Raw genomic sequence first — 25,375 nt, 5'->3', positions numbered from 1 at the left:
CTCATCGCTCCCTGACCAGAGCCGCGTACGCGCCGCCGCGCGCCACCAGCTCCTCGTGCCGCCCGCGTTCGACGATCGTGCCGTGCTCCAGTACGACGATCTCGTCGCTGTCGCGCACGGTGCTCAGCCGGTGCGCGATCACCACACAGGCGCAGCCTCGCTTGCGCAGGTTGTCCATCACGACCAGTTCGGTCTCCGCGTCCAGCGCGCTCGTCACCTCGTCGAGGACGAGGATGCTGGGGCGGCGCACCAGTGCCCGTGCGATCTCCAGGCGCTGGCGCTGCCCGCCGGAGAAGTTGCGGCCGTCCTGCTCGACCTTGCTCTGGATGCCGCCGGGGCGGCGCATCACCACGTCGTACAGCGCGGCGTCGCGCAGCGCGTCCACCACCGCGTCGTCGGGGATCGACGGGTCCCACAGCGCCACGTTGTCGCGGACGGTGCCCTCGAAGAGGAAGACCTCCTGGTCGACGAAGGAGACGGAGGCGGCGAGGGCGCCGCGCGGGATGTCGTCGATGCGCTGGTCGTCGATGCGGATGACGCCCTCCCAGGGGGCGTACAGGCCCGAGATCAGCCGGGAGACGGTGGACTTGCCGCTGCCGGAGCCGCCGACCAGGGCGACCTGCTGGCCGGGGCCCACGGTGAGGTCGAAGCCCGTCAGCAGGGGCTTGTCGAGGGGGCTGTAGCCGAAGGTGATGTTCTGCAGCTCGACGTGGCCGTGGAGGCGGCGGGTGGACTCGCCGGTGCCGGGGCGGCCGTAGAGCGGGTCCGCCTCGAAGTTCTCGACGTCCTTCAGACGGGCCACGTCGGCGGCGAAGTCCTGGATGCGGCCCGCGACGCCGTTGAGGCGGGTGATCGGGGCGGTGAAGCGGGTGACCAGGGCCTGGAAGGCGACCAGCAGACCGACGGATATACCGCCCTCGACCGCGCGCATGCCGCCTATCCAGAGGATGAGGGCGCTGTTCAGCGTGGCGAGGGTGGGGGCGACCACGCCGAGCCAGGCGCTCGGGACGCCGAGGCGCTGCTGTTCCTCCAGCGTGGTGGCGTGCTGGCCTGCCCACTTGCGGAAGTAGCCGTCCTCGCCGCCGGTCGCCTTCATCGTCTCGATCAGCTGGAGACCGGTGTAGGCGGTGTTGGTGAGGCGGGCGCTGTCCGCGCGGAGCTTGGCGGTGCGGGTGGCGCGCAGGCGGATGACGACGCGCATGGCGACCACGTTGAGGAGCGCGACGCCTATGCCGACGAACGTGAGCTGCGGGTCGTAGGTGTAGAGGAGGAGCGCGTAGAGGATGACGACCACCGCGTCCACGCCCGCCGCCGCGAGGTCGCGGGCCAGGGTCTCGGCGACGGCGTCGTTCGACTGGAGGCGCTGCACCAGGTCGGCCGGGCTGCGCTGGGAGAAGAACGTCACCGGCAGCCGCAGCAGATGGCGCAGGAACTTCGCGCTCGACAGGGTCGAGGAGATGATGCGGCCGCGCAGCAGGTTCGCCTGCTGCAGCCAGGTCAGCACCAGCGACAGCGCGACGCAGGTCCCCATCGACGCGAACAGCACGCCCAGCAGCGAGGTCTGGCCGCCGATGAGGAACATGTCGATGTACGTGCGGCTGAGCGCGGGCACCGCCGCGCCGACCACCACCAGGAGCAGGCTTGCCAGGACGGCGGCGGGCATCGTGCCGGCGGTGCCGCGCAGCCGGGCCGGCATCGCGCCGAGCACGCCCGGCTTGCGGCCGCCCTTGGTGAAGTCCTCGCCGGGCTCCATCACCAGGACGACGCCGGTGAAGCTGCCGTCGAAGTCCTCCATAGGCACGAAGCGGCGGCCCTTGGCGGGGTCGTTGATGTAGACGCCGCGGCGGCCGAAGCGGCGGCCCATGCCGTCGTAGACGACGTAGTGGTTGAACTCCCAGAACAGGACGGCCGGCGTCTTGACCTCGGCGAGGGCGGCCGTGTCCATCTGCATGCCCTTGGCCGTCAGACCGTAGCTGCGGGCGGCCTTGAGCAGATTGCTGGCGCGCGAGCCGTCACGGGAGACACCGCACGCGATGCGCAGTTCCTCCAGCGGGACATGGCGGCCGTAGTGGCCGAGCACCATCGCGAGGGAGGCGGCGCCGCACTCCACGGCCTCCATCTGCAGGACGGTGGGGGTGCGGACCGTCTTCGACTTCCCCTTGGGGACCGGGCGCTTCGGCGGGGCGGCGCGGCGCCTGCTCCGCGTCTCCTGTGCGGGGCTCACGGCAGCAGCCAATCGACGGGACGCTCGTCGGCCAGGCGGATCGAGCCAGAGGCCAGGGTCATGGAGGTGAGGTCGAAGGGCGGTCCGTCCGCGGACGACCACTTGTAGCCGCTCTTCGTGCTCGACTTCTTGTCCAGCTTCACCAGTACGGCGACCGGCCGGCCGTCCTTGGTGAACTGCTCGCCCAGCTGAGTGTCCCCGAGGAACGCGGCGATCTGCTGCGCCGACTGCGCGGAGCGGTCCACCGACTTCACATGGCCGCGCAGCACGCCGTACTCCTGTGTGGGCACGGAGGAGACGGTGAGGTCCACGGCCGCCTTGTCGGGGATGGACGCGGCGTTCTCGGCGGGGACGTACACCGTCGCGTACAGCGGGTCCTCGGAGTGGGCGACCTTCTCGATGGCGGCGACGTTCGCGCCGGTGGAGATGATCTGCCCGATGGTGGCGGCGAGCCCGGTGACCCGGCCCGCGGCGACCGTGCGTACGACCTTCTCGCCCTCGGCGGTACGGACCTTCAGCACCGGGGAATTGGCCGGGAGCCGTGCGCCCTGCTCGGCGAGGACCGCGGTGACCTGGCCGGCGACCGGGCTCTGGAGGATGTAGCTGCCCTGGCCGTGGGTGAGGATGGCGGGCGAGCTGACCGTGGAGGCGACCGATCCGGTCACCGCCCATACGGACGCGGCGGCCATGACGACCACGGTCACGGAGAGGACCAGCCAGCCCTGCGGGCGGGCGAAGCGCACCGGAAGGTCGAGCTCCTCCGGTGACTGGAGCTTGGCGAGGGCCTGTTGGCGGAACTGCACGGAACCTCACCTGAGGATGACGGAGGACCGGCGCGCGGGGGCCGGTCGTGCTGCGGAGCGGTGCCGGTCTGTGTCACGGCACCCGAAGAGCCCCGGAGCCGGGGAATGGCTCCGGGACTCAGCGGTTGCAAAAGGTGCGATCAGAGACCGGCGACCAGGCCGGAGACCGGGGCGGTGTTCAGGCCGGTGACACCCTCCACGGTGCCGACGACCGTGTCGACCAGGCCGGAGACCGGGGCGATGCCGTTGACAGCGTCGAGGGCACCGTTCACGGCGTTGACCTGCAGGCCGCCGGAGACGTTGTCGAGCTCGGCGTCGGAGATCTCGACGGTCGCAACCTGGGGGGTGGAGTTCATGATGGAACTTCCCTTCCTAATGGGTATTTCACAAGGGGGAGCGGCCCCCTCTGGGGACAGATGACGGCCGCGACCGCGGGCGTCCGGCGCCCGTTTCCGGGAACCGTTCGTGGTCCCCGCGGTGCGATGGATCAAAGCACGCTGCGGGTGCGGGCTTCCAATCAAACATCCGTCTCACCAGGGCACTTTGGCCTCAGCGGTCTCCATCCGTGCAGACATGCGCACGTCTCGTCGGCGACTTCTTCACATGCGTCACAGCATCGGCTCGGACGGGCTGTTGCATCCGTCCGGGAGTGCTCGGGGCGTAGTGGTGGCGAATCCGACACTCCCGGCCCAATGGCGTAACCGGCGGTAGGGGCTTGTGCAGAACCCGGGGTCCCGGTGACTTCGTTGAGTATTGAATGTGCGGATTCGTTGAAGCTTGGATTCCGGTACATGTTCTCGACCGACCGTTACTGATCGGTGGCGGACCGTGTCAGCCCAGCAGTGCGTACACCGTGCTCGCGCGGGCGGCGATCTCCGACGAACTCTCGTCCGTCATCGCGATATCGGCGAACGCCATACGGCGGCCCAGCTTGGTCACGACCGCCTCGATCAGGACATCCGAGCCGATCACCGCGCGCTGGAACGAGGTCGACTGCTGGACCGTCGTCATCGGCCCGTACGCCCCGCGCGCCGCCGACACGGCGATCACGGTGGCGGTGTCGGCGGCGGCCATCAGTGCCTGCCCCGACAGTGCGCCGCCCTCCCGTGCCAGCGCTTCCGACCAGGGCATTCGCAGAACGGCGCGATGCTCGTCCACCGCCTCGACGGACAGGCCCAGGGCGAGGACCCAGGGCGCGAAGTTGGCGGAGAGGATCTTGTCGGCTTCGGCGGTCGTCATCGTCATATGGGGGATTGTTCCCGGCGCGGGCCCGCCGGACGAGGTCCCTGGCCGATTCGGTGTGCCGAGTCGGTTGCGCGTAAACGGAATTGAACGCCCCACCCGGCCCGTGCGTACCAACTGCCAACCAGGCGCCCCGAACAGCTGCCGCTGAGACGGCGGCACAGACCCCGTCCCCCCAGGAGGTCGAGAAGTTTGAGTCACAAGCGAATTCCGAAGCGCAAGGCCGCGATAGCCGCGGGCAGCGTGGTGGCGCTCGGAGCGGCCGCGATCCTGCTGCCCAACGCCAACGCCTCACAGGACGGCGCGGCGGACGACGCCACGACCGCCAAGACCCTGAAGGCGGCGGACGCGTCGGATCTCGCCTCGCAGCTCTCGGGACTGCTCGGCGACGCCTTCGCCGGTTCGTACTACGACGCCGACAGCAAGCAGCTCGTCGTCAATGTCATCCCCGGCGACAACAACAACGTGGTCGTCCAGGCGAAGAAGGCCGGCGCGAAGGTCCGCGAGGTCGAGAACAGCCTGTCCGAGCTGGCGTCCGGCGCGCAGACCCTGAAGTCCGAGGCGACCATCCCCGGCACGTCCTGGGCGGTCGACCCCAGAACGAACAAGATCCTCGTCACCGCCGACTCCACCGTCACCGGCGACAACTGGGACCAGCTGGAGTCGACCGTCGACAGCCTCGGTACGGGCATGGCGACCATCAAGAAGTCGGCCGGCACCTTCAAGACGTTCCTCTCCGGCGGCGACGCCATCTTCGCCGGCGGCGCACGCTGCTCCGCGGGCTTCAACGTCACCGCGGGCGACGGCAGCCCCGCCTTCCTGACCGCCGGGCACTGCGGAGTCGCGGCCGAGCAGTGGTCGGACGCCGAGGGCGGGCAGCCGATCGCCACCGTCGACCAGGCCACGTTCCCCGGTGACGGTGACTTCGCCCTCGTCAAGTACGACGACGCGGCGACCGAGGCCCCGAGCGAGGTCAACCTCGGCGACCAGACCGTCGCCATCAACCAGGCCGCGGACGCCGAGGTCGGCCTCCAGGTCTTCCGGATGGGTAGCACCACCGGGCTCGCCGACGGCCAGGTGCTCGGGCTCGACGCCACCGTGAACTACCCGGAGGGCACGGTCACCGGGCTCATCCAGACCGACGTCTGCGCCGAGCCCGGCGACAGCGGCGGCTCCCTGTTCACCCAGGACGGGCAGGCCATCGGCCTGACCTCCGGCGGCAGCGGTGACTGCACGGTCGGCGGCGAGACCTTCTTCCAGCCGGTGACCACCGCCCTGGCGGCGGTCGGCGCGACCCTCGGCGACGCCGCGGGCGGCGGCGCGGGCGCCGGTGACGACGCCGGTGCGGGCGACGACGCCGGTGCGGGTGCCGGTGACGACGCGGGTGCCGGCGACGCCGGTGAGGAAGCGGGCGCCGGTGAAGAGGCCGGAGCCGGTCAGGAGGCCGGTGCCGGTGAAGAGGCCGGCAACGGCAACGCCGACGGCACCGGCAACGGCCTCGGCGAGATCGTCGGCAACGGCGTCGGCAACTGACGCCCTGACACCGGCACACGGATCCCAGTGATCCGGGCACATCCCGAGTGACGCGGACACACGTGGTCCGGCCCTCCGGCGGGAGGGCCGGACCGCTCCGTCTTGCGGGCGTGCCCCTCAGCCCCGTGCACGCAACAGCAGCAGCGCGACATCGTCGATCCGCTCCCGCACCGACGCGCCGTGCCGCACCAGCAGATCGGCGAGCTCCTCCAGCGGACGGTCCCCGGCCTCCGCCAGCACCCGGCCGAGGTCCGCGAGCGCGTCCTCGATGTCCACCCCCGGGGACTCGATCAGCCCGTCCGTGTACAGCACCAGCACACACCCCGGCGTGAGGTCCACCTCCGCCGTCGGATAGGTGGGCGAACCGTCGATGCCCAGCAGCGGGCCACCGGCGAGATCGAGCACCCGCACCCGCCCGTCCGGCCGCCTCAGCAGCGGCGGCGGATGCCCGGCACGGGCCATCACCGCCCGCCCCCGCTCCGGATCGAGGCACAGATACAGACAGCTGGCGAACAGATCGGAACCGAGGTCGATCAGCAGCCGGTTGGTGCTGCGCATGACCTCCTCGGGAGAGTGCCCCTCGGTCGTGTACGCCCGTACCGCCGTGCGGAGCTGGCCCATCAGCCCGGCCGCCGTCACGTTGTGGCCCTGTACGTCCCCGATCACCGCCGCCGTCGGACCCGGCTCCGTCGGCACCAGGTCGTAGAAGTCACCGCCGATCTCCATGCCCTGCGTGGCCGGCAGATAGCGTGCCGCCGCCTCGATACCGGGCAGTGTCGGCAGCGTGTGGGGGAGCAGCGCGGCCTGCAGTCCGTGCGCCAACTGGTGCTTGGCGTCGTAGAGCTGGGCGCGCTCCAGGGCCTGCGCGATGAGCCCGCCCAGACTGGTCAGGACCGCGCGTTCGTCCGCCGGGAAGGAACGCGGCTCGGAGTAGGCGAGCACACAGGTGCCGACCGGGCGGCCGGAGGCGATGAGCGGCAGGAACGCCCACGCCGCGAACCCGTCGGGGGCCGCGTACCGCGACGGATACAACCGCTCCAGCTCCTGCCGGGAGTCGAAGAACGCGGGCACGCCGGTGCTCAGCGCGTGCGTGCCCGGCGTCCGCTCCGCCAGCGGCAGTCCGTCGAACCGCTCCACGACATGCGGGTCGGCATGGCCGCGGTGGCCCAGCACATGCAGCCGGCCCGCCCGCGACCCCAGGACGAGCAGTGCCTGACTGCCGACCGCGGGGACGATCTCGTCGGCGACCAGCTGCACCACGTCCTGCACACTCGCCGCCTCGGTCAGCGCACCGGCCAGGCTCAGCACCTGCGAGATGGTCACCAGCCGCGACGGCGCGTCACCGGGCTGCGGCCCACGGCGGGCCATCTCCGCCACCGCCCGTGCCCGGCTGATCCGCACGCTCAGCCCGGTCGTGCTCGGATACATACGGAACGACAGCCACTCCCCGGGCGGGCGCAGCGCCACGAACGACGTGGTCTGCTGACTGAACAGCGCGGCCCGGTAGCGGTCCTCGTAGACGGGATCGTTCAGCCAGGGCACCGCCGCCCACAGCTGGTTGCCGAGCAGTGCGCTGACGGGGAGCCCGAGCAGCTCGGCCGCCGCCGGGTTGGCGAAACCGACCCGCCCGTGCAGATCGAGCGAGCACAGCCCGTACGGCAGCCGCTGCACCATGCGCGCCGCCTCCACCGTGCCGAACAGACCGGCCGTGCCGCCGAACGCCGGGGCCGCCACCAGATCGGGCTCCGGCAGCGGCGGGCGGCTCGCCTCGATGGCCCGCTCCAGCCGCACCGCGAGCCGCCGGCAGGCGGCGCTCAGATGGTCCCGGTCCCGGGCCGACAGCTCGGGCGGATGCGAACCGGGCCAGGTCACGAAGATCGCGCCGTACGCCCGGGTCTCGGTGGCCACGGGCAGCGCGGCCAGCGCGAAGGGATACGGCAGCACGACCGCGATCCGCGGATACCGGGCCGCCATGTCCTCCTCGCCGCCCACCCACACCAACCGCCGGTCGCGCACCGCGTCCGCGACCGGGATCGGCGCGCTCAGCCCGACCCGCTCCCACGGCGCCGCGAACGCCCTGGGCAGCCCTGCCATGACCGCCATCTCCAGCACGGGTTCGTCCGCCGCCAGCAGATACACGCCACCGGAGTGCGCGTGCACCTGCTCCATCATCGAGGCCAGCGCCAGTGACAGCAGCGGTCGGCCGACCCGCGTCCTCGCGGCCACCGGCGCCTGGGCGGACATCTGTCCGTCGGACACGCCGACCACCTCCTTCGCGGAGCCGCGCGACGGGTCCCAGGGCACAAATCTCCCTCCTCCGAGCGCACCGCGCACGGCGAGCGGACCGGCGAGGACGTACGGCCCCTCGAAGTCCCGCGACAGCCGTCCCGACTCCCGTGGCCGCGGCGTGCGCAGCCCATGCGTCACGCCATGTTCGGCGCCTTTCGAGCATCGCCCGCATCTCCGGCCGCGCGGAACGTTCACAGGGGCTGCGCAGGTGGCTCATAAGCGCTGTAATGGCGGACGTGGTCAGAGAGGGCACCGCAGGACGCAGGGCGGGAGGACTGCGTGCCGAGGAGGCCCTGAAGGCGCTTTCCGTCGACACGGACCCGCCCGAGCGGCTGCGGCGCGTCCTGGAGCAGGCGCTCGTCTTCGCCGGGGCGTCCCTCGCGGCCGTGTACACACCGAGCGAGGACGGCGAGCTGCTCTGCCTCGTCGAGTCCGCCGGTGTACCCCGCACCCTGTACGGCCTGCGCGACGGCTACCCCCTGAACGGCCGGTCCCCGATCGCCGACGCCCACCGCACCGGACACCCCGTGTGGCTCGGCCCGGAGGAACTCGCCGACTCCGCCGAGGTACGGCGGGCACCGGCCCGTGACTTCACCCTCGCCGTCCTCCCCGCCCACGGCTGCCTGATAGCCGTGAGCGAGCGCCCCGGCGGATTCGACGCCGAGGACCGCGCCTGCCTGGAGCTGATCGCCGGGGCCGTTCCCAGGCCCGCCCCGCCCGCGGCCCCCGAGCCGGGCGAGCTGCCGGTCAACGCCTTCAGCCTCGCCATGGACACCGGCCGCGTCGACGTCGGCGACACCATCCTGGACCTCTTCGGTCTCGGCCCCGACGACTTCGACGGCAGGGTCGAGACCCTGCTGGGCCTGACCGTCCCCGAGGACCTGCCGTCACTGATGTCCGTCGTCGAGGCCGACCACATGTCCATCGGCGACCGCGAGCTGGAGTTCCGGGTCCTGCAGCCGGCCGGCTCACCGAGGTGGCTCAGGCTGCGCGGCCGCCTCCTGCCCGGCGGCGAGGGCCGTCCGGCCCGTCTCGTCGGCACCGTCGCCGACGCCTCCACCCTGCGCGCCGAGGTCACCGACGTGGCCCGCGTCCAGCGCCTCGCCGCCGCCCTCGCCACCGCCGGCACCGTCCGCGACGTCAGCCACGCCGTCGTCACCGCCCTGCGCAAGCCGCTGCGCGCCGACCGCATAGCGCTGGCCGAGCTGGAGCACGACCGGCTCGTCGTCACCGTCCTCGACCCGCCCGAACCCGAGTCCTGGCCGGAGCTGTGGCGCCTGGAGTGGCGTACCGAATGGCCCGACGCGCCGGTGCGCGCCATGCCCACCCTCGCCGCGGCGCTGCGCGAGGGCCGCGCCCGGATCTGGCCCGCCGGCACCCCGCTGGAACCCGCCCTCGCCGACGTCGGCCCCGGCGGCCTCGCCGTCCTGCCGCTGCCCGCCGGAGGCCGCATGGCCGGGGCCTGCCTCATCGGCTGGGACACCCCGCACGAGTTCGGCGCCGACGAGCGCGCCCTGCTCACCGCCTCCGCGGGCCTCGCCGGACAGGCCCTGCTGCGCGCCCACGCCTTCGACGCCGAGCACGAACTCGTCGGCATGCTCCAGCGCCAGCTGCTGCCGCGCCGACTGCCCCGGCTGCCCGGCGCGAAGGCCGTCGCCCGCTATCTGCCGACCACGGCAGGGCTCGAGGTCGGCGGCGACTGGTACGACGTCATCCCGCTGCCCGACAACCACGTCGCCCTCGTCATCGGCGACGTCCAGGGCCACAGCGCGGCCGCCGCCACCCTCATGGGCCAGATGCGCACCGCCCTGCGCGCCTACGCCGCCGAGGGACACCCCCCGGACGTGGTGGTCCACCACGCCAACCGCCTCCTCATGGAGATGGAGACCGACCTCTTCGCCACCTGCTGCTACGTCGACGTCGACCTGGAGGAAGGCTCCGCCTGGTACGTGCGCGCCGGGCACATCCCGCCGGTGCTGCGCCACCCGGACGGCCGGACGGAGATCACCGAGACCGAGGGCGGTGGCCCGCCGCTCGGCGTGCTGCGGCAGGCCGACTTCCCGATGAGCCCGCTCAGGCTCGCGCCCGGCACCGTCCTCGCCCTGACCACCGACGGCCTTGTCGAGTCCGCCGAGGACGACATCGACACCGGCATGGACCGGTTCGCCCACCAACTCGCCCAATCCGACCCCGCCCACCTCGGCCTCGTCGCCGACGCCCTGCTCGTGGGCGCGCGCCGCAGCGACGACATAGCCCTGCTCCTGCTGCGCTACGACGGCATGGCCGTACGGCCCCTGCGTGAGAGCTGGACGGTCTGGCGCGTCCCGGAAGCCGTGGGCCACGCCCGCCGCTTCACCCGCCGCACCCTGCGCGCCTGGGCCCTCGCGCCGCAGGACACCGACACCGTCCTGCTCGTCGTCTCCGAACTGGTCACCAATGCCCTCGTGCACACGGATGGCCGTGTCCGCCTCGATCTGACCCTGGTGAATCACCGGCTGCGTGTCGCGGTCGCCGATGCCTCGCCCCGCAGCCCGGTCAAACCCACCAGCATCAGCTGGGAGGCCACGGGCGGGCGCGGAATCCTGCTGGTCGAGGCCATGTCGGTGGCGTGGGGGACGGTGCCCGTCAGTGGCGGAAAACAGGTGTGGAGCGAGATCGCCCTGGGGGCGTGAGGGCCAGCTCCGGTGAACGGCCGACGGCATGGTGATGGCGAACAGGCCAATGCCTCGTACCGTCAAAATGGCCGAATCGCGGCTAAGGTGAAGCAGATGAAGGCTCTCGTGCTGTCCGGTGGCGCCGGTACGCGCCTGAGGCCGATCACGCACACTTCGGCCAAACAACTCGTGCCGGTGGCCAACAAGGCCGTGCTCTTCTATGGGCTCGAATCCATCGCCGCCGCTGGCATCACCGACGTCGGAGTGATCGTCGGCGACACCGCCACGGAGATCCAGGACGCCGTCGGCGACGGCTCCAAGTTCGGCCTGGAGATCACCTACATCCCGCAGGAGCGGCCCCTGGGGCTGGCGCACGCCGTGCTCATCGCCCGGGACTATCTGGGCGACGACGACTTCGTGATGTACCTCGGCGACAACTTCATCGTCGGCGGCATCGCCGACCTCGTCGACGAGTTCCGCCGCGACCGCCCCGACGCGCAGATCCTGCTGACCCAGGTTCAGGACGCGCGTGCCTTCGGGGTCGCCGAACTCGACGACACCGGCCAGGTCATCGGTCTGGAGGAGAAGCCGGAGCACCCCAAGAGCGATCTCGCGCTGGTCGGCGTCTATCTCTTCACGCCGTTGATCCATGACGCGGTCCGCGCCATCACCCCGTCCTGGCGGGGCGAGCTGGAGATCACCCACGCCATCCAGCACCTCATCGACTGCCGCGCCGATGTGCGCTGCACCGTCATCAAGGGCTACTGGAAGGACACCGGGAACGTCGCCGACATGCTGGAGGTGAACCGCACCGTCCTGGAGGGCCTCACCCGCCGCATCGACGGCGACGTCGACGAGGCGTCGGAGACCGTCGGGCGCGTCGTTGTCGAGGAGGGGGCGCGCGTCGTCAACTCGCGCATCGTCGGCCCGGCCGTCGTCGGCGCGGGCACCCATGTCGAGGACTCCTACGTCGGTCCCTTCACCTCCATCGCGGAGAACTGCCGGGTCATCGACAGCGAGCTGGAGTTCTCCATCGTCCTGCGGGACTCCACGATCCACGGCGTCGGTCGCATCGAGTCCTCGCTCATCGGCCGGCACGTCGAGGTCACCCCCGCGGCCAGCCTCCCCAGCGCCCACCACCTCGTCCTCGGAGACCACAGCAAGGTGCAGATCCACCCATGAACCTTCTCGTCACCGGCGCCGCCGGCTTCATCGGCTCGACGTACGTCCGCACACTGCTGGCCCACGACGACGGGCCCCGCATCACCGTGCTGGACAAGCTCACCTACGCCGGCACCCTGACCAACCTCCAACTCGACCACCCCCGGCTGGAGTTCGTCCACGGCGACATCCGGGACGCCGAGCTGGTCGACAAGCTGATGGCCGAGGCCGACCAGGTGGTGCACTTCGCCGCCGAGTCCCATGTCGACCGTTCGATCGAGGGCGCGGGTGACTTCGTCCTCACCAACGTCGTCGGTACCCAGACCCTGCTGGACGCCGCCCTGCGCTACCGCGTCGAACCCTTCGTGCACATATCGACCGACGAGGTCTACGGCTCCGTCGAGACCGGCTCGTCCGCGGAAGGCGACCTCCTGCGGCCCAGCTCGCCGTACTCCGCCTCCAAGGCGTCCTCCGACCTGCTCGCCCTCGCCTACCACCGCACCCACGGCCTCGACGTCCGCGTCACCCGCTGCTCCAACAACTACGGCCCGCACCAGTTCCCCGAGAAGGTCGTGCCGCTCTTCATCACCAACCTCCTCGACGGGCACCGGGTCCCCCTCTACGGGGAAGGCCTCAACGTCCGCGACTGGCTGCACGTCGACGACCACTGCCAGGGCATCGAACTCGTCCGCACCCAGGGTCGCCCCGGCGAGATCTACAACATCGGCGGCGGCACCGAGCTGAGCAACAAGGACCTCACCGCGCTGCTGCTGGACGCCTGCGGCGCCGACTGGGACCGGGTCGAGCATGTGCCGGACCGCAAGGGCCACGATCTGCGCTACTCCGTCGACTGGACCAAGGCCCGCACCGAACTCGGCTACCGGCCCCGCCATGACTTCGCCTCCGGCCTCGCCGCCACCGTCGCCTGGTACCGCGACCACCGCGACTGGTGGGAACCCCTCAAACGGCGCGTCGGCGAGGAGCACGGATGAAGTGGCTGATCACCGGGGCGGGCGGCATGCTCGGCCGCGACATGGTCGAGGAACTCCGCGCCCGAGGCGAGCCGGTCAGCGGCCTCGACCACGCCAGGCTCGACATCACCGACCCGGAGTCGATCGAGCGCGCCTTCGCCGCCCACCACCCCGACGTACTCGTCAACTGCGCCGCCTACACGGCCGTCGACGACGCCGAGAAGGACGAGGAACAGGCCCTGCGCGTCAACGGCGACGGGCCTCGCCTCCTCGCCAGGGCCTGCGCCGCCCACGGGGCCCGCCTGATCCAGATCTCCACGGACTACGTCTTCGCCGGAGACGCCCGAACCCCCTACGCGGAGGACGGTCCCCTCGCCCCGCGCACCGCCTACGGCCGCACCAAACTGGCAGGCGAGCAGAGCGTGTCGGACGAACTCCCGGACGCGAGCGCGATCATCCGCACCGCCTGGCTGTACGGCGTCCACGGCCGCAGCTTCGTCCGCACGATGATCGACCTCGAGGCCCGCCTCGACACCGTCGACGTGGTCAACGACCAGCGGGGTCAGCCCACTTGGAGTGCCGACCTCGCTGCGCTCATCGCCGACGTCGGCCATGACGTCACCGGCGTCCTGCACGCCACCAACTCCGGCGAGGCCACCTGGTACGACCTGGCCCGCGAGGTGTTCCAGCTCCTCGGCGCCGACCCCGACCGGGTACGCCCCGTCACCAGCGAGGCCTTTCCCCGGCCCGCGCCCCGTCCCGCGTACAGCGTCCTCGCGCACAGCCGTCGGCAGCGGCTCGGCCTCGCCCCGGCGCGGGACTGGCGCACCGCCCTGCACGAAGCACTGCCCCGCATCCGCAAGGAGACCCTTCGTGAAACGCCATGAGTTCCTCAAGGAACTGCACAAGGTCAGCGGCAACCGCAACTACCTGGAGATCGGCGTCAACGACGGCCGCAGCCTCCGGATCTCGCGCGTGCCCACCGTCGCCGTCGACCCGGCGTTCAAGGTGGTCACGGAGATCCGCTGCGACGTCCATCTGGTGAAGGCCACCAGCGACGACTTCTTCGCCCGCGACAATCCGTTCGTCCATCTCAAGGGCGGTCGTCATCCGCTGCGGAATCTACGGCGCGGGCGTGCTCCGCTCGGGTACTGGCGGCGGCCGGTCGTGGACCTGTCCTTCATCGACGGTATGCACTTGTTCGAGTACGCGCTGCGGGACTTCATGAACATCGAGCGGTACTCCGACTGGACGAGCGTCATCGTCTTCGACGACATGCTGCCGCGCAATGTCGACGAGGCGGCGCGGGACCGGCACACGGGGGCGTGGACCGGGGACGTGTACAAGGTCGCCGAGATTCTCGCGCGCTACCGCCCCGACCTGGTGACGGTTCTCGTCGACACACAGCCGACCGGGCAGCTCGTCGTCTTCGGCGCCGACCGGCGCAACAGCGTGCTGCGGGACCGGTACGACGAGATCATCGCCGAGTACGACGTGCCGGATCCGCAGAAGGTGCCGGAGACGATTCTGGACCGGGCGGGAGCGGTGGCACCGGAGGCATTGGTGGGCGCGGGCTTCTGGCGGTCGCTCTCGCGGGCCCGGACCCTGGGGATCAGGCGGTCGCGGGGATGGGAGCCGTTGCGGATGTCGGTCGAGAAGGTCGTCGGGGGGCGCTGACGGCCCGGCGTCAGGCCCGCCCGTCTCTCAACTGCCCGTAGTGCGCCTGGCAGGCCTCGTACCTCGGGAGCAGTCCCGCCAGTCCCGCCTCCGCCAAGGACGGTGCCTGCGCGTCCTTCGGGGACAGGATCGGCGGGATGTGCTCGGGCCAGGCGATGCCCAGCTCCGGGTCCAGGGGGTTCACGCCGTGCTCGCGTTCCGGGGCATAGCCCGTCGAGCACAGGTACGCCACCGTCGCGTCGTCCGTCAGCGCCATGAAGGCATGCCCCAGGCCCTCCGCCAGGAACACGGCGTGATGGCTGTCGTCGTCCAGGCGCAGGGCCTCCCAGCGGGCGAAGGTGGGGGAGCCGACGCGGAGGTCGACCACCACGTCCAGGACGGCGCCGCGCAGACAGGTCACGTATTTGGCCTGGCCGGGCGGTACGTCGGAGAAGTGGACGCCGCGCACTACGCCCCAGCGGGAGACCGAGCAGTTGGCCTGCGCGAGGGACAGGTCGTAGCCGGTGGCCTCGCGGAACTCCGCACTCCGGAACCACTCGTGGAAGCTGCCCCGGTCGTCCGGGAAGACCTTGGGCTCCAGCGCCCAGGCGCCTTCGATGCCGAGCGAGCGCATCCCGTCACCTCCGCCCGGTCCGGGCCCGCAGCCGGGTCGCCGTGCGGCCCAGTGCCGTACCGAGCCTGCGTCGGGCCCTGCGGACCAGTCGTCCCAGCGCGCTGGGGCCGGGGGTGCGGACGGCCCGCACCCCGCCCACACCGGCGCGCAGGACGAACGGCAGGGGGAGGAGGCGTGGCCCGGGTGCGGCGAGTGCCACCCGCCAGGTCGCGCCTCGCAGGTCGCCGAGCGGCAGCACGGCCTCCAGCAGCGCGCCGGAGGCCCGGGGGGAGAGCGTGGCGGGTACGTCGTGGGTGGCGCGGGAGGAGGTCAGGCGGAGGGCGGCCTTGGCGCCGTCGCGGGGGACGTGCAGCGGGAGCGGCAGCAGCAGTCGGTCGCCCGGGGCCGTGACGTCGTCCGGGGAGAGCGTGCCCAGGCCCAGGCGGCCGGTCGCCCGGTCGACGTCCAGGGCGAGATGCGCGTGCGGCGAGGTCCAGTACGGCAGCACCATGTGGTCGCCCACCAGGGCGGCGGGCGGGGTGGGGCGGGCCGCTCGGGGGGCCGGGCCCAGGCGGCACTCCTTGGTCCAGCCGCCCAGCTTGACGCGGACGAAGGCGTCCCAGACGCCGGCGCGGGTGAGGGTGGTGGCGGGGTCGACGGTGGCGGTCGCGTGGAGCCTGAGGCGGAGCCGGGTGTCGTCCTCGGCCGGCAGTTCCTCCCGGGTGAACCGCACCGGCTGGAAGTACTGGGCCGCGCTGGCGCGCTCGCGTACGAGCAGGTCCGCCGTGGCCTGCTTGAAGCGGGCCATCGTGTCGGCGCTCACCCAGGCGATGGCCGCGGCCAGGTTCTCGGGCGGACCGTCGAGCGGTGTGCGTGCAGCCCCCGCGGTGAAGGTCATCGGCTCACCGGCGGAGGTGTACTCGGCGGTGAAGGAGACCCGCAGTGTGCCGTCCTCCCAGGCCACCTGCTCCGGCACGGCCGTGAGGGCGATGCCCGCCTCCCACTCGGCGAACGCCTCGACGTCGTCGTACCGGTCGGCGGTGATCAGCGCGGCGACGACCTGCTGCGTCGGCTGGAGCCCCGCCGCGACGCCGGGCCCGAAGCGCTCCACGACGACCTGGTGCATCTCCGCGAACAGCTCCCGGCGATAGTCGGCCGGCAGGGCGAGCAGCCGCCGCGCGCGCATCCGCTCGACCATCTCCACCCGCAGCCAGCGCCGGAAGAGCCGGTCGCGCACCGGTCCCGGCTCGGTGTACCGCTCGACGACGTCCAGGGCCTCCCGGAGGTTCTTGAAGTAGCCGCCCGGGTCGAAGCGCTGGAAGCCCGCGTTCGAGGCGTCGTCGCGGCGGACGTGGTAGTAGCAGACGTAGTCGCCGAGGACGGAGACGTTGGCCGCGCGCAGGTACGCCTCCGTGACGAAGACGTGGTCCTCCAGGCGCCGCCTGCCCTCGGGGAAGCGCAGGCCGATGGCGTCCAGGAAAGCGCGGCGGAACATCTTGTGCGGGGTGAGACTGTCGATCAGTGGCGCGTTCTCGACAGTGGCACGCGGGTGATTGCGGCGGAACAGTTCCACCGGCACCCCGCGGCCCTTGCCGGCCATCTTGCCGACCACGACGTCGGCGCCGTTGGCCACGCCGTAGTCGTACATCCGCTCCAGGGCCTCGTCGCCGAGGTAGTCGTCGTTGTCGACGAACATCACGTACTCGCCGCGGGCGGCTTCGATGCCCACGTTGCGGGGCTTCCCCGACCAGCCGGAGTTCTCCTGGTGGACGACGGTCACCCGGGGTTCCGCGGCGGCGAGCTCGTCCAGCCGGGCGGGCGTGTCGTCGGTGGAGCCGTCGTCGACGAAGATCACTTCGTACTGGTCCGGGGGCAGTGACTGCCGCAGCAGCGACTCGATGCAGTCCTCGACATAGACCCCGGGGTTGTACACGGGGACGACCACGCTGACCTTGACCGGCATTCGGGTCCAGCCCCCTAGGGGTCGCTGTGCGTTAACGTCGGATTACGGCACTCGTGGCCAAATCCTAACCCTGTCACCGGGTTTGTCCACCGCTCAACCAGAGCGACAGCGATCTTCCCCGCCGTTAGCCTGACGGCGTGCGTCTGCTGCTGATGTCCGACACCCACCTGCCCAAGCGGGCCAGGGCACTGCCCGACCGGCTGCTGGCCGAACTCCCCGGCGCCGATGTCGTCCTCCATGCGGGGGACTGGGTCGACACGGCCACGCTCGATCTGCTGGAGGGCCGCTGCCGTCGGCTGATCGGCGTCCACGGCAACAACGACGGACCCGAGCTGCGGGCGAGGCTCCCCGAAGTGGCGTACGCCGAGCTGGGAGGCCTGCGTTTCGGCGTCGTCCATGAGACCGGCCCCGCCCAGGGGCGCGAGGCGCGCTGCGCGGCACGCTTCCCCGAACTCGACGTCCTGGTGTTCGGGCACAGCCACATCCCGTGGGACTCCACCGCCCCGACGGGGCTACGGCTGCTGAATCCCGGCTCCCCGACAGACCGCCGACGCCAGCCCCACTGCACCTACATGACCGCGTCCGTGGCCCAGGGCCGGCTCACGGACGTGGAACTGCACCGGCTGCCGCAGCGGTGAAGGCCGGGGAATCGAACCGGGCCGCCCCATGTCTTGGGAAGCGGCCCGGACGCTGCTTATGCGTTGTCATGGACCTCCTTCCCGCTCAGAGGCTCTTCCTGGAGGCGTGGAAGCCTCCTTGTGCCGCACGTACCCCTGCGCGCCCGCCCTACACACCCCGAGGGCGGTCACTTCCGTCCATGTCGCCGCCTCCGCCGCACCCGTGCCACGGCCACCAGCACTCCCACCACCACCGCCCCCATCGCCGCGGCACGCTTGGCCACCGGCGCCCCGGACGTGCGGAACAGGTCCAGCGGCTCGTCCGGCTGCTCCCCTGCCACCGGCGGCGTACTCGCGGTCAGCTTCTCCGAAAGACACGTCGCGAACTGCCCGACCAGCCGGTCACCCACCTCCGCCAGCACCCCGCGCCCGAACTGCGCCGGACGCCCGGTCACCGTCAGATCGGTGCGCACCGACACGGCCGTACCGCCGGCGCGCTCACTGAGCGTGCCCGTCACCGTGGCCCGTGCGGTGCCCTGCCCGCGCGTCTCCCGGCCGCTGGCGAGCAGCACCATGCGATGTGCCGTCTCGTCCTGCTCCTCGAAGACCGCGGTGCCCTTGTACGTCACGGTGACCGGACCCACCTTGACCTTCACCGCGCCGGTCACGGTCTTCCCGTCGTACTCCTCGACACTCGCCCCGGGCATGCACGGCGCGACACGCTCGATGTCCAGGAGCGTGCGCCAGGCGTCGTCGACCGGGACGGGGACGGTGAACTCGTGGTGCAGCTCCATGACTTCCTCCAACAGGGCCGTCACGACGATGGATGGATCGCACCCGCCGTCGCCGTCAGCGGGGCGCCGGTGCCGCCCCAGCGCAGCGCGACGATCTCGGCGGCGACGGACACGGCGACCTCCTCGGGCGTACGGGCCCCGAGGTCGAGCCCGACCGGTGAGCGCAGCCGCGCCAACTCGGCCTCGCCGAGCCCCGCTTCGGTCAGCCGCTTCCTCCGGTCGTCATGGGTACGGCGGCTGCCCATCGCCCCGATGTACGCCGCCGGGCACCGCAGCGCCTCCTCCAGCAGCGGCACGTCGAACTTCGGGTCGTGGGTGAGCACGCAGATCACGGTGCGGTCGTCGGTGTCGGTGCCGCCGAGGTAGCGGTGCGGCCAGTCCACGACGACCTCGACGCCGGCCGGGAAGCGTTTCGGCGTGGCGAAGACCGGGCGGGCGTCGCACACCGTGACCCGGTAGCCGAGGAAGTCGCCGATGCGGGCGACCGCGGCGGCGTAGTCGATCGCGCCGAACACCAGCATGCGGGGCGGGGGCGCGAAGGAGTGCAGGAAGACGCTGACCGCGTCCTCGCGGCGCTCGCCGTGCGGGCCGTAGTGCCGGAGGCCGGTGGCACCGAGGGCGAGCTCGCCGCGCGCGTCGGCGGTCACGGCGACGTCGAGGCCGGGGGTGCCGAGGGTGCCGGTGACCCGGTCGGGCCAGACGGCGAGCGCCGCGCCGAGCGGGGCGGGCCCGTCGGTCACCGTCGCCACCGTCACGGGACGGCCCGCCGTGACCGACTCGGCGACCTCACCGAACGTCGGATCACCCTCGGCCGTCACGGGCCGCACCAGCAGGGTGATCTCGCCACCGCAGGTCAGCCCGACCGCGAACGCGTCCTCGTCGCTGTACCCGAACGTCTCCAGCCGCGCCTCGCCACTGGCGACGACCTCCTGCGCGAGTTCGAATACGGCACCCTCCACACAGCCCCCGGACACACTGCCCACGACCTCGTCGCCCGGCCCGACCGCCATCGCCGCACCGGGTTCGCGCGGGGCGCTGCGGCTGGTGGCGACCACGGTGGCCAGTCCGAAGGGCGTTCGGGCCGCGTACCAGCCGCCCAGCACCGGGAGAATCTCACGCATCGCCCGCTCCTCTCACCACCGCCGCCAGCCGCTCCAGCGCGGCCAGGCTGTGCCCCTCGACGAAGGCGTCCACGCTGGGCAGCGCCGCCGCCATCCCGGCCGCGAGGGGCGCGTAGCCGGGGCGTGCCTTGCGCGGGTTCGCCCAGATCACCCGGTGCGCCAGCCGGTGCAGTCGGCGCATCTGGGTGCCCAGCAGCTCCGGATCGCCGCGCTCCCAGCCGTCGGACAACACCACCACGATCGCACCGCGCGCCATCCCGCGCTGCCCCCACCGGTCCAGGAACGCCCGCAGCAGTTCGCCCAGCCGGGTGCCCCCACGCCAGTCGGGCACCGCCGCCGCGACCGCGGTCATGGCCAGGTCCGGGTCGCGGTGCGCCATCTCCCGGGTGACCCGGGTCAGCCGGGTGCCGATCGTGAACACCTCGGTACGGCTGCCCCGGGCGGCGGCGTGCGCGAAGCGCAGCAGGGCGTCCGCGTACGGTGCCATGGATCCGCTGACGTCGATGAGCATCACCACCCGTCGTGGCCGCTCCGTGCGGGCGTGCCGCCGCAGCAGTGCCGGCTCCCCGCCGTGCCGCAGCAGCTCTCGCACGGTGCGATGCGGATCCACGGCTCCGTGCCGGTCGGGGCGGCGCCGCGCCGAGCGCCGCGTCTCGCCGCGCAACGCGAAGGCGGCCAGCAGCCGCCGTACCTGCTCGCGTTCGGCCGGACGCAGGTCGGAGACATCGCGGTGGCGGAGCACCTCGGCGGAGCTGGCGAAGGCGGCCACCGGCGGGGCCGGTGCGTCGTCCGGCCCCTCGCTCCGGCCGCCGGTCCCCGCCTCTGGCGCGACGAGCCGCAGCCGGGGCGCCGGGGTGGCGGTCACCGCCCGCCGAGCGCGTCGCGCACCGCCGAAGCAGGCCGCGAACACCCGCTCGTAACGCTCCAGGTCGTCCCGGTCCCCGCACAGCGTCAGCCGCCCCGCCCAGTACACGTCCGTCCGCATCCCCGGCCCCAGGGCATCCACCGCGTTCAGGAACGCGTGCACCCGTTCCGCACTCGCGTCCACCCCCGCTGCCCGCAGCGCACGCGCGAAACCCAGCAGGGCGGCGTCCGCGGCGAGCATGATCCTCACGCCCCTCGTACGGCGAGCACCGCGGCGAAGTCCAGTTCCCGGCCCCGCTGCGCGTCCTCCCGGTACTTGAGGACCGACCCCAGCGTGGCCGTCGCCAGCTCCGCGTCCACCTCGTCGGCGCCGAGTGCGTCGAGGGCCTCAGCCCAGTCGATCGTCTCGGCGACGCCCGGCGGCTTGAGCAGGTCGTGCCCTCGCAACTCCTGCACCAGCGCCGTCACTTGCTCCGCCAGCCGCGCCGACACACCCGGCAACCGCCGTCGCACGATGGCCAGTTCACGGGCGAAGCCGGGATGGTCGAACCAGTGGTACAGGCAGCGCCGCTTCAGCGCGTCGTGCACCTCGCGGGTGCGGTTGGAGGTCAGCACGACCACCGGCGGTGTCTCGGCGCGCAGGGTGCCCAGCTCCGGAATGGTGACCGAGAACTCCGACAGCAGCTCCAGCAGGAACGCCTCGAACTCGTCGTCGGCCCGGTCGATCTCGTCGATCAGCAGCACCGACGGCTGAGTCTCCAGGGCCCGCAGCAGCGGCCTGGCCAGCAGGAACCGCCGGTCGTACAGCTCGCCCTCCAGCCGGTCGGCGTCGGTCACTCCGACGGCCTCCGCGGCCCGCAGCCGTAGCAGCTGGCGTGGGAAGTCCCAGTCGTACAGGGCCTGCGAGGCGTCGATGCCCTCGTGGCACTGGAGCCGGATCAGCGGGGCGTCGAGGGCCTCGGCGAGGGCGGACGCGAGCGCGGTCTTGCCGACGCCCGCGTCGCCCTCGCAGAACAGCGGCCGGCCCAGCCGCAGGGCCAGGAAGCAGGCGATGGCCAGCCCGTCGTCCACGAGGTACCCCGTGTCCTCCAGGCGGGCCCGCACCTGTTCCGGGCCGTCCATCCCGGTGATCGTCGCTCACCCCATTCCGGCGGCCGCCAGCACCGCCCGCTTGGTGAGGACCCGCGCCAGATGCGCCCGGTACTCGGGCGAGCCCGAGGTGTCCTGCGCGGGCCGGGTGCCGTCGGCCGCCTCCTCGGCGGCCCGGGCCACCGCGTCCGGGTCGGACGCGCCGGACAGCGCCTCCTCGGCGGTGGCGGCGCGAAGGGGCGTGGAACCCATGTTGGACAGACCCACCCGCGCCTCCGCGATGTGCCCGTCGTCGCGCCGCACCAGGGCGGCCACGCCGACGATCGGCCACGCCTGGGCGACCCGGTGGAACTTCTCGTACTTGAAGCCCCAGCCGTCCGTCTTGGGCACCCGCACCTCCACCAGGAGTTCGTCGGGTGCCAGCGCGGTCTGCAGATAGTCGACGAAGAACTCCCGTGCCGGGATCACGCGCCGGCCCCGGGGACCGACCGCCACCAGCTCGCCGTCCATGGCCAGCACCACCGCGGGCAGATCCCCGGCCGGGTCGGCGTGCGCGAGCGAGCCGCCGAGGGTGCCGCGATGCCGTACGGCGGGGTCCGCGACCGTGGCCGTGGCGGCGGCCAGCAGACCGGCGTGCCGACGCACGAGCGGGTCGTGCAGCACATGGTGGTGCGTCGTCATGGCGCCGATCACCAGCGTGCCGTCGTCCTCTCGCACCCCGCGCAGCTCCGGGACCCGACCCAGGTCCACGAGCAGCTCGGGGAAGGCCAGCCGCATCCTCAGCAGCGGCAGCAGACTCTGTCCGCCGGCGAGGAACTTGGCGTCCTCACCGCCGTCGGCGAGGGTGCGTACCGCCTCGTCGACGCTGCTGGGGCGGGCGTACTCGAATGCGGGGGGAATCATGCCGACGCCTCCTTGCCGGGCTGAAGGGCCTGCCAGATCCGTTCGGGTGTGCACGGCATCCGGATGTCCCGCACGCCGAACGGGCGCAGCGCGTCCACGACCGCGTTCACCACGGCCGGAGTGGAGGCGATGGTGCCCGCCTCGCCGACGCCCTTGACGCCGAGCGGGTTGGAGGTGGCCGGTGTCTCGGTGCGGTCGGTGAGGAACTCGGGCAGGTCGGGGGCGGCCGGCACCAGATAGTCGGCCAGGGTGCCGGTGAGCAGGTTGCCCTCCTCGTCGTACACGGCCTCCTCGTACAGCGCCTGCGCGATGCCCTGCGCGATGCCGCCGTGCAGCTGGCCCTCCACGATGAGGGGATTCACCACCTTGCCCACGTCGTCCACGCACACGTACGACCGCACATGCACCGCACCCGTCTCGGTGTCGACCTCGACCGCGCACAGGTGGGTGCCGTGCGGGAAGGAGAAGGTCTCGGGGTCGAGGACGTGGTCGGCGTTGATCGACGGTTCCATGCCGTCGGGCAGATCGTGCGAGGCGAAGGTCGCGAAGGCCACCTCCTGGATGGTCTTGCGCGCCTCGGGCGAGCCCTTCACGGAGAAGGCGCCGTCCGCGAAGTCCAGGTCCGCCTCATTGGCCTCCAGCAGATGCGCGGCGACCTTGCGGGCCTTGTCGACCACCTTGCGCGCCGCCTCATGGACGGCGACGCCACCGACGACGAGCGAGCGGGAGCCGTACGTGTCCATGCCGTGGGGAGCCAGCAGCGTGTCGCCGTGCATCACCTCGACGTCCTCGAACGGCACCCCCAGCACATCGGCCGCGATCTGGCTCCAGCTCGTGACATGACCCTGGCCGTGCGGGCTGGTCCCGGTGATGACCTCGACCTTTCCGGTCGGCAGTACCCGGATGCTCGCCGCCTCCCAGCCACCGGCCGCGTAGCGCATCTCGCCCAGCCAGCGGCTCGGTGCCAGGCCGCACATCTCGGTGTACGTGGAGACGCCGATGCCGAGGCGGACGGTGTCCGCGTGGTCGATGCGGTCCGCCTGCTCGGCGCGCAGCTTGTCGTAGTCGAACAGGGCGAGGGCCTTGTCGGTGGCGGCCTCGTAGTTGCCGCTGTCGTACGTCATTCCCGCGATCGTGGTGTACGGGAACTCCTCGTGCCGGATCCAGTTGTGGCGCCGCAGGTCGATGGCGTCCATGCCCAGCTCGGCCGCCAGATCGTCCATGATCCGCTCGATCGCGAAGGTCGCCTCCGGTCGGCCTGCGCCTCGGTAGGCGTCGATCGGGGTGCGGTTGGTGAAGACGCCGGTGCAGGAGAACTCGTAGGCCCCCATCTTGTAGATCGCCGGATACATGGAGGCGCCGAGGATCGGGATGCCCGGGCTGAGCAGCATCAGATACGCGCCCATGTCGGCCAGCAGCGAGACCTTCAGGCCGAGCACGGTGCCGTCGCGGCGGGCGGCGATCTCGATGTCCTGGACCTGGCTGCGGCCGTGGTGGGTGGCGAGGTTGGCCTCGGAGCGGGACTCGGTCCACTTCAGGGGCCTGCCGAGGCGCTTGGCCAGGACGAGGGCGATGACCTCCTCGCCGTACACCTGGAGCTTGGAGCCGAAGCCGCCGCCCACGTCGGGGGCGACGACGCGGATCTTGTTCTCCGGGATGCCGGTGGTGACGGCGAGCAGGACCCGCAGGACGTGCGGGATCTGGGTGGAGGAGTACAGGGTGAACTCGCCGGACGCGGCGAGCGGGGTGACCACGACGGCGCGCGGCTCCATCGCGCTCGGGATGAGGCGCTGCTGGTGGTAGCGCCGGGTCAGGACGACATCGGCCCGTGCCTTGGCGGCCGCGTAGTCGCCGTCCGTCGTGCGGTAGTCGTAGCAGCGGTTGGTGCCCTTGTCGGAGTGGACCAGTGGGGCGTTCTCGTCGAGCGCCGACTCGATCTCCAGGACGGTGGGCAGCGGTGTGTAGTCGACCTCCACGGCCTCCAGCGCGTCGGCGGCGGCGTAGCGGTCGCGGGCCACGACGACCGCCACCGGGTCGCCGGCGTAGCGCACCTCGTCGACGGCGATCGGCGGGTGGTCGGGCATCACGGTGCCCTCGGCGACGGGCCAGGCGCACGGCAGCGAGCCCATGGCCTCCGCGACGTCCCGTCCGCTGAACGCGGCGATGACGCCGGGGCGTTCGAGGGCGGCGGATACGTCGACGCGGTCGATGCGGGCGTGGGCCATCGGGCTGCGCAGGATCGCCAGGTGCAGCAGTCCGTTGACGGCGATGTTGTCGGTCCAGTTGGTCTGGCCCGTGATCAGGTGGGCGTCCTCCTTGCGGGCCCGGGCACGGCCGACCTCGCGCTCGACGGTCTCGCTCATGCCTTCACCTCTTCCTCGGAGACGTCCAGCACGGCCCGGACGATGTTCTGGTAGCCCGTGCAGCGGCAGAGGTTGCCCTCCAGGCCGTGCCGTACCTCGTCGGGGGTGGGGTGCGGGTGTTCGCGCAGCAGATCGCGGGCCGCCATGATCATGCCGGGGGTGCAGTAGCCGCACTGGAGCGCGTGCCGCGCGTGGAACGCCTTCTGCAGCTCGGACAACTCCCCGTCCTGGGCGAGTCCCTGCACCGTCGTGATCTCGCCGCCGTCCGCTTGAACGGCCAGCAGCGAGCAGCTCTTGACGCTCTCGCCGTCGAGGTCGACCGTGCAGGATCCGCAGTTCGAGGTGTCACAGCCGATCGGGGTGCCGGTCAGACCGAGGCGGTCGCGCAGGTAGTGGATCAGGAGGAGACGGGGCTCCACGTCGTCCTCGTAGGTCGTGCCGTCCACCTTCAGCGAGATGTGGGTCATATGCCCTCCAGAGGCCGAGTCGAGAAGGGAGTGGGGAAACATCGGCCG

The 25,375-nt window shown here is 71.9% G+C and carries 21 protein-coding genes; 7 read left to right on the top strand and 14 right to left on the bottom strand.

Features of this window, described 5'->3' with window-relative positions; genetic code table 11:
• Position 1: 1 nt before the first annotated feature.
• From IE325_RS14035 to IE325_RS14020, 4 genes are all read right to left on the bottom strand, one after another.
• Positions 2–2,224 (bottom strand): NHLP family bacteriocin export ABC transporter peptidase/permease/ATPase subunit, encoded by a 2,223-nt coding sequence (locus IE325_RS14035; protein ID WP_190070168.1) that lies wholly within the window; start codon positions 2,222–2,224, stop codon positions 2–4.
• A complete protein-coding gene (locus IE325_RS14030) occupies positions 2,221–3,027 on the bottom strand; it encodes an HlyD family efflux transporter periplasmic adaptor subunit (RefSeq protein WP_190070167.1) in 807 nt (268 codons plus the stop codon). Before IE325_RS14030 ends, IE325_RS14035 begins: the two co-directional genes overlap by 4 nt.
• Positions 3,028–3,167: 140 nt before the next feature.
• Positions 3,168–3,383 (bottom strand): hypothetical protein, encoded by a 216-nt coding sequence (locus IE325_RS14025; protein WP_030052098.1) that lies wholly within the window; start codon positions 3,381–3,383, stop codon positions 3,168–3,170.
• A gap of 475 nt (positions 3,384–3,858) precedes the next feature.
• Positions 3,859–4,272, bottom strand: a complete 414-nt coding sequence (locus IE325_RS14020; protein WP_190070166.1) for a PaaI family thioesterase — start codon at positions 4,270–4,272, stop codon at positions 3,859–3,861.
• Between the two features lie 189 nt (positions 4,273–4,461).
• On the opposite strand from IE325_RS14020, the gene IE325_RS14015 reads away from it, so the two are divergent.
• The gene (locus tag IE325_RS14015) at positions 4,462–5,802 is read left to right on the top strand and encodes a S1 family peptidase (RefSeq protein WP_190070165.1); all 1,341 of its coding nucleotides are present in this window, start codon (positions 4,462–4,464) and stop codon (positions 5,800–5,802) included.
• 117 nt (positions 5,803–5,919) lie between these two features.
• Here IE325_RS14015 and IE325_RS14010 read toward each other — a convergent pair whose 3' ends face one another.
• Complete coding sequence (locus tag IE325_RS14010) at positions 5,920–8,070, bottom strand: SpoIIE family protein phosphatase (protein ID WP_373315162.1); 2,151 nt, start codon at positions 8,068–8,070, stop codon at positions 5,920–5,922.
• A gap of 248 nt (positions 8,071–8,318) precedes the next feature.
• Between IE325_RS14010 and IE325_RS14005 the strand changes: the two genes are divergently transcribed.
• The 5 genes from IE325_RS14005 to IE325_RS13985 all read left to right on the top strand — a co-directional run bounded on the left by IE325_RS14005 (position 8,319) and on the right by IE325_RS13985 (position 14,554).
• A complete protein-coding gene (locus IE325_RS14005) occupies positions 8,319–10,763 on the top strand; it encodes a SpoIIE family protein phosphatase (RefSeq protein WP_190070164.1) in 2,445 nt (814 codons plus the stop codon).
• Between the two features lie 96 nt (positions 10,764–10,859).
• Positions 10,860–11,927 carry a glucose-1-phosphate thymidylyltransferase gene (locus tag IE325_RS14000; RefSeq protein WP_190070163.1) on the top strand — a complete coding sequence of 356 codons (1,068 nt, stop codon included), beginning with the start codon at positions 10,860–10,862 and terminating at the stop codon, positions 11,925–11,927.
• On the top strand, positions 11,924–12,898 hold the full coding sequence (rfbB, locus tag IE325_RS13995; RefSeq protein ID WP_190070162.1) for a dTDP-glucose 4,6-dehydratase: 975 nt from the start codon (positions 11,924–11,926) through the stop codon (positions 12,896–12,898). Before IE325_RS14000 ends, rfbB begins: the two co-directional genes overlap by 4 nt.
• On the top strand, positions 12,895–13,764 hold the full coding sequence (gene rfbD, locus IE325_RS13990; protein ID WP_190070161.1) for a dTDP-4-dehydrorhamnose reductase: 870 nt from the start codon (positions 12,895–12,897) through the stop codon (positions 13,762–13,764). Before rfbB ends, rfbD begins: the two co-directional genes overlap by 4 nt.
• Positions 13,751–14,554: a class I SAM-dependent methyltransferase gene (locus tag IE325_RS13985; protein ID WP_190070160.1), complete on the top strand. Its 804-nt coding sequence runs from the start codon at positions 13,751–13,753 to the stop codon at positions 14,552–14,554. Before rfbD ends, IE325_RS13985 begins: the two co-directional genes overlap by 14 nt.
• A 10-nt stretch (positions 14,555–14,564) precedes the next feature.
• Here the strand turns inward: IE325_RS13985 and rfbC are convergent, their stop codons facing one another.
• Both rfbC and IE325_RS13975 read right to left on the bottom strand, forming a co-directional pair.
• Positions 14,565–15,167, bottom strand: coding sequence for a dTDP-4-dehydrorhamnose 3,5-epimerase (rfbC, locus tag IE325_RS13980; protein WP_190070159.1), 603 nt, complete (start codon positions 15,165–15,167; stop codon positions 14,565–14,567).
• 4 nt (positions 15,168–15,171) lie between these two features.
• A complete protein-coding gene (locus IE325_RS13975) occupies positions 15,172–17,109 on the bottom strand; it encodes a glycosyltransferase family 2 protein (RefSeq protein WP_190070158.1) in 1,938 nt (645 codons plus the stop codon).
• Positions 17,110–17,246: 137 nt separating this feature from the next.
• Here IE325_RS13975 and IE325_RS13970 point away from each other — a divergent pair, with 137 nt between their 5' ends.
• The gene (locus IE325_RS13970) at positions 17,247–17,747 is read left to right on the top strand and encodes a metallophosphoesterase family protein (RefSeq protein ID WP_190070157.1); all 501 of its coding nucleotides are present in this window, start codon (positions 17,247–17,249) and stop codon (positions 17,745–17,747) included.
• A gap of 167 nt (positions 17,748–17,914) precedes the next feature.
• Here IE325_RS13970 and IE325_RS13965 read toward each other — a convergent pair whose 3' ends face one another.
• The 7 genes from IE325_RS13965 to IE325_RS13935 are packed head-to-tail and all read right to left on the bottom strand — an operon-like array spanning position 17,915 to position 25,327.
• The gene (locus IE325_RS13965) at positions 17,915–18,520 is read right to left on the bottom strand and encodes an SRPBCC family protein (protein WP_190070156.1); all 606 of its coding nucleotides are present in this window, start codon (positions 18,518–18,520) and stop codon (positions 17,915–17,917) included.
• A gap of 20 nt (positions 18,521–18,540) precedes the next feature.
• On the bottom strand, positions 18,541–19,641 hold the full coding sequence (locus tag IE325_RS13960; protein WP_190070155.1) for an XdhC family protein: 1,101 nt from the start codon (positions 19,639–19,641) through the stop codon (positions 18,541–18,543).
• Positions 19,634–20,746, bottom strand: coding sequence for a vWA domain-containing protein (locus tag IE325_RS13955; protein ID WP_190070154.1), 1,113 nt, complete (start codon positions 20,744–20,746; stop codon positions 19,634–19,636). Before IE325_RS13955 ends, IE325_RS13960 begins: the two co-directional genes overlap by 8 nt.
• A 5-nt stretch (positions 20,747–20,751) precedes the next feature.
• Positions 20,752–21,627, bottom strand: coding sequence for an AAA family ATPase (locus tag IE325_RS13950; protein ID WP_229911807.1), 876 nt, complete (start codon positions 21,625–21,627; stop codon positions 20,752–20,754).
• A gap of 15 nt (positions 21,628–21,642) precedes the next feature.
• Complete coding sequence (locus IE325_RS13945; RefSeq protein ID WP_190070153.1) at positions 21,643–22,497, bottom strand: FAD binding domain-containing protein; 855 nt, start codon at positions 22,495–22,497, stop codon at positions 21,643–21,645.
• Positions 22,494–24,860, bottom strand: coding sequence for a xanthine dehydrogenase family protein molybdopterin-binding subunit (locus IE325_RS13940; RefSeq protein WP_190070152.1), 2,367 nt, complete (start codon positions 24,858–24,860; stop codon positions 22,494–22,496). The genes IE325_RS13945 and IE325_RS13940 overlap by 4 nt, the downstream gene beginning before the upstream one ends.
• A complete protein-coding gene (locus IE325_RS13935) occupies positions 24,857–25,327 on the bottom strand; it encodes a (2Fe-2S)-binding protein (RefSeq protein ID WP_190070151.1) in 471 nt (156 codons plus the stop codon). Before IE325_RS13935 ends, IE325_RS13940 begins: the two co-directional genes overlap by 4 nt.
• Positions 25,328–25,375 lie beyond the last annotated feature (48 nt).

It is taken from the genome of Streptomyces lanatus, from assembly GCF_014655715.1.
GTDB classification, from domain to species: domain Bacteria; phylum Actinomycetota; class Actinomycetes; order Streptomycetales; family Streptomycetaceae; genus Streptomyces; species Streptomyces lanatus.
Note: the sequence above shows the minus strand (reverse complement) of the source record. Positions and strands in the feature narration are given on the sequence as shown.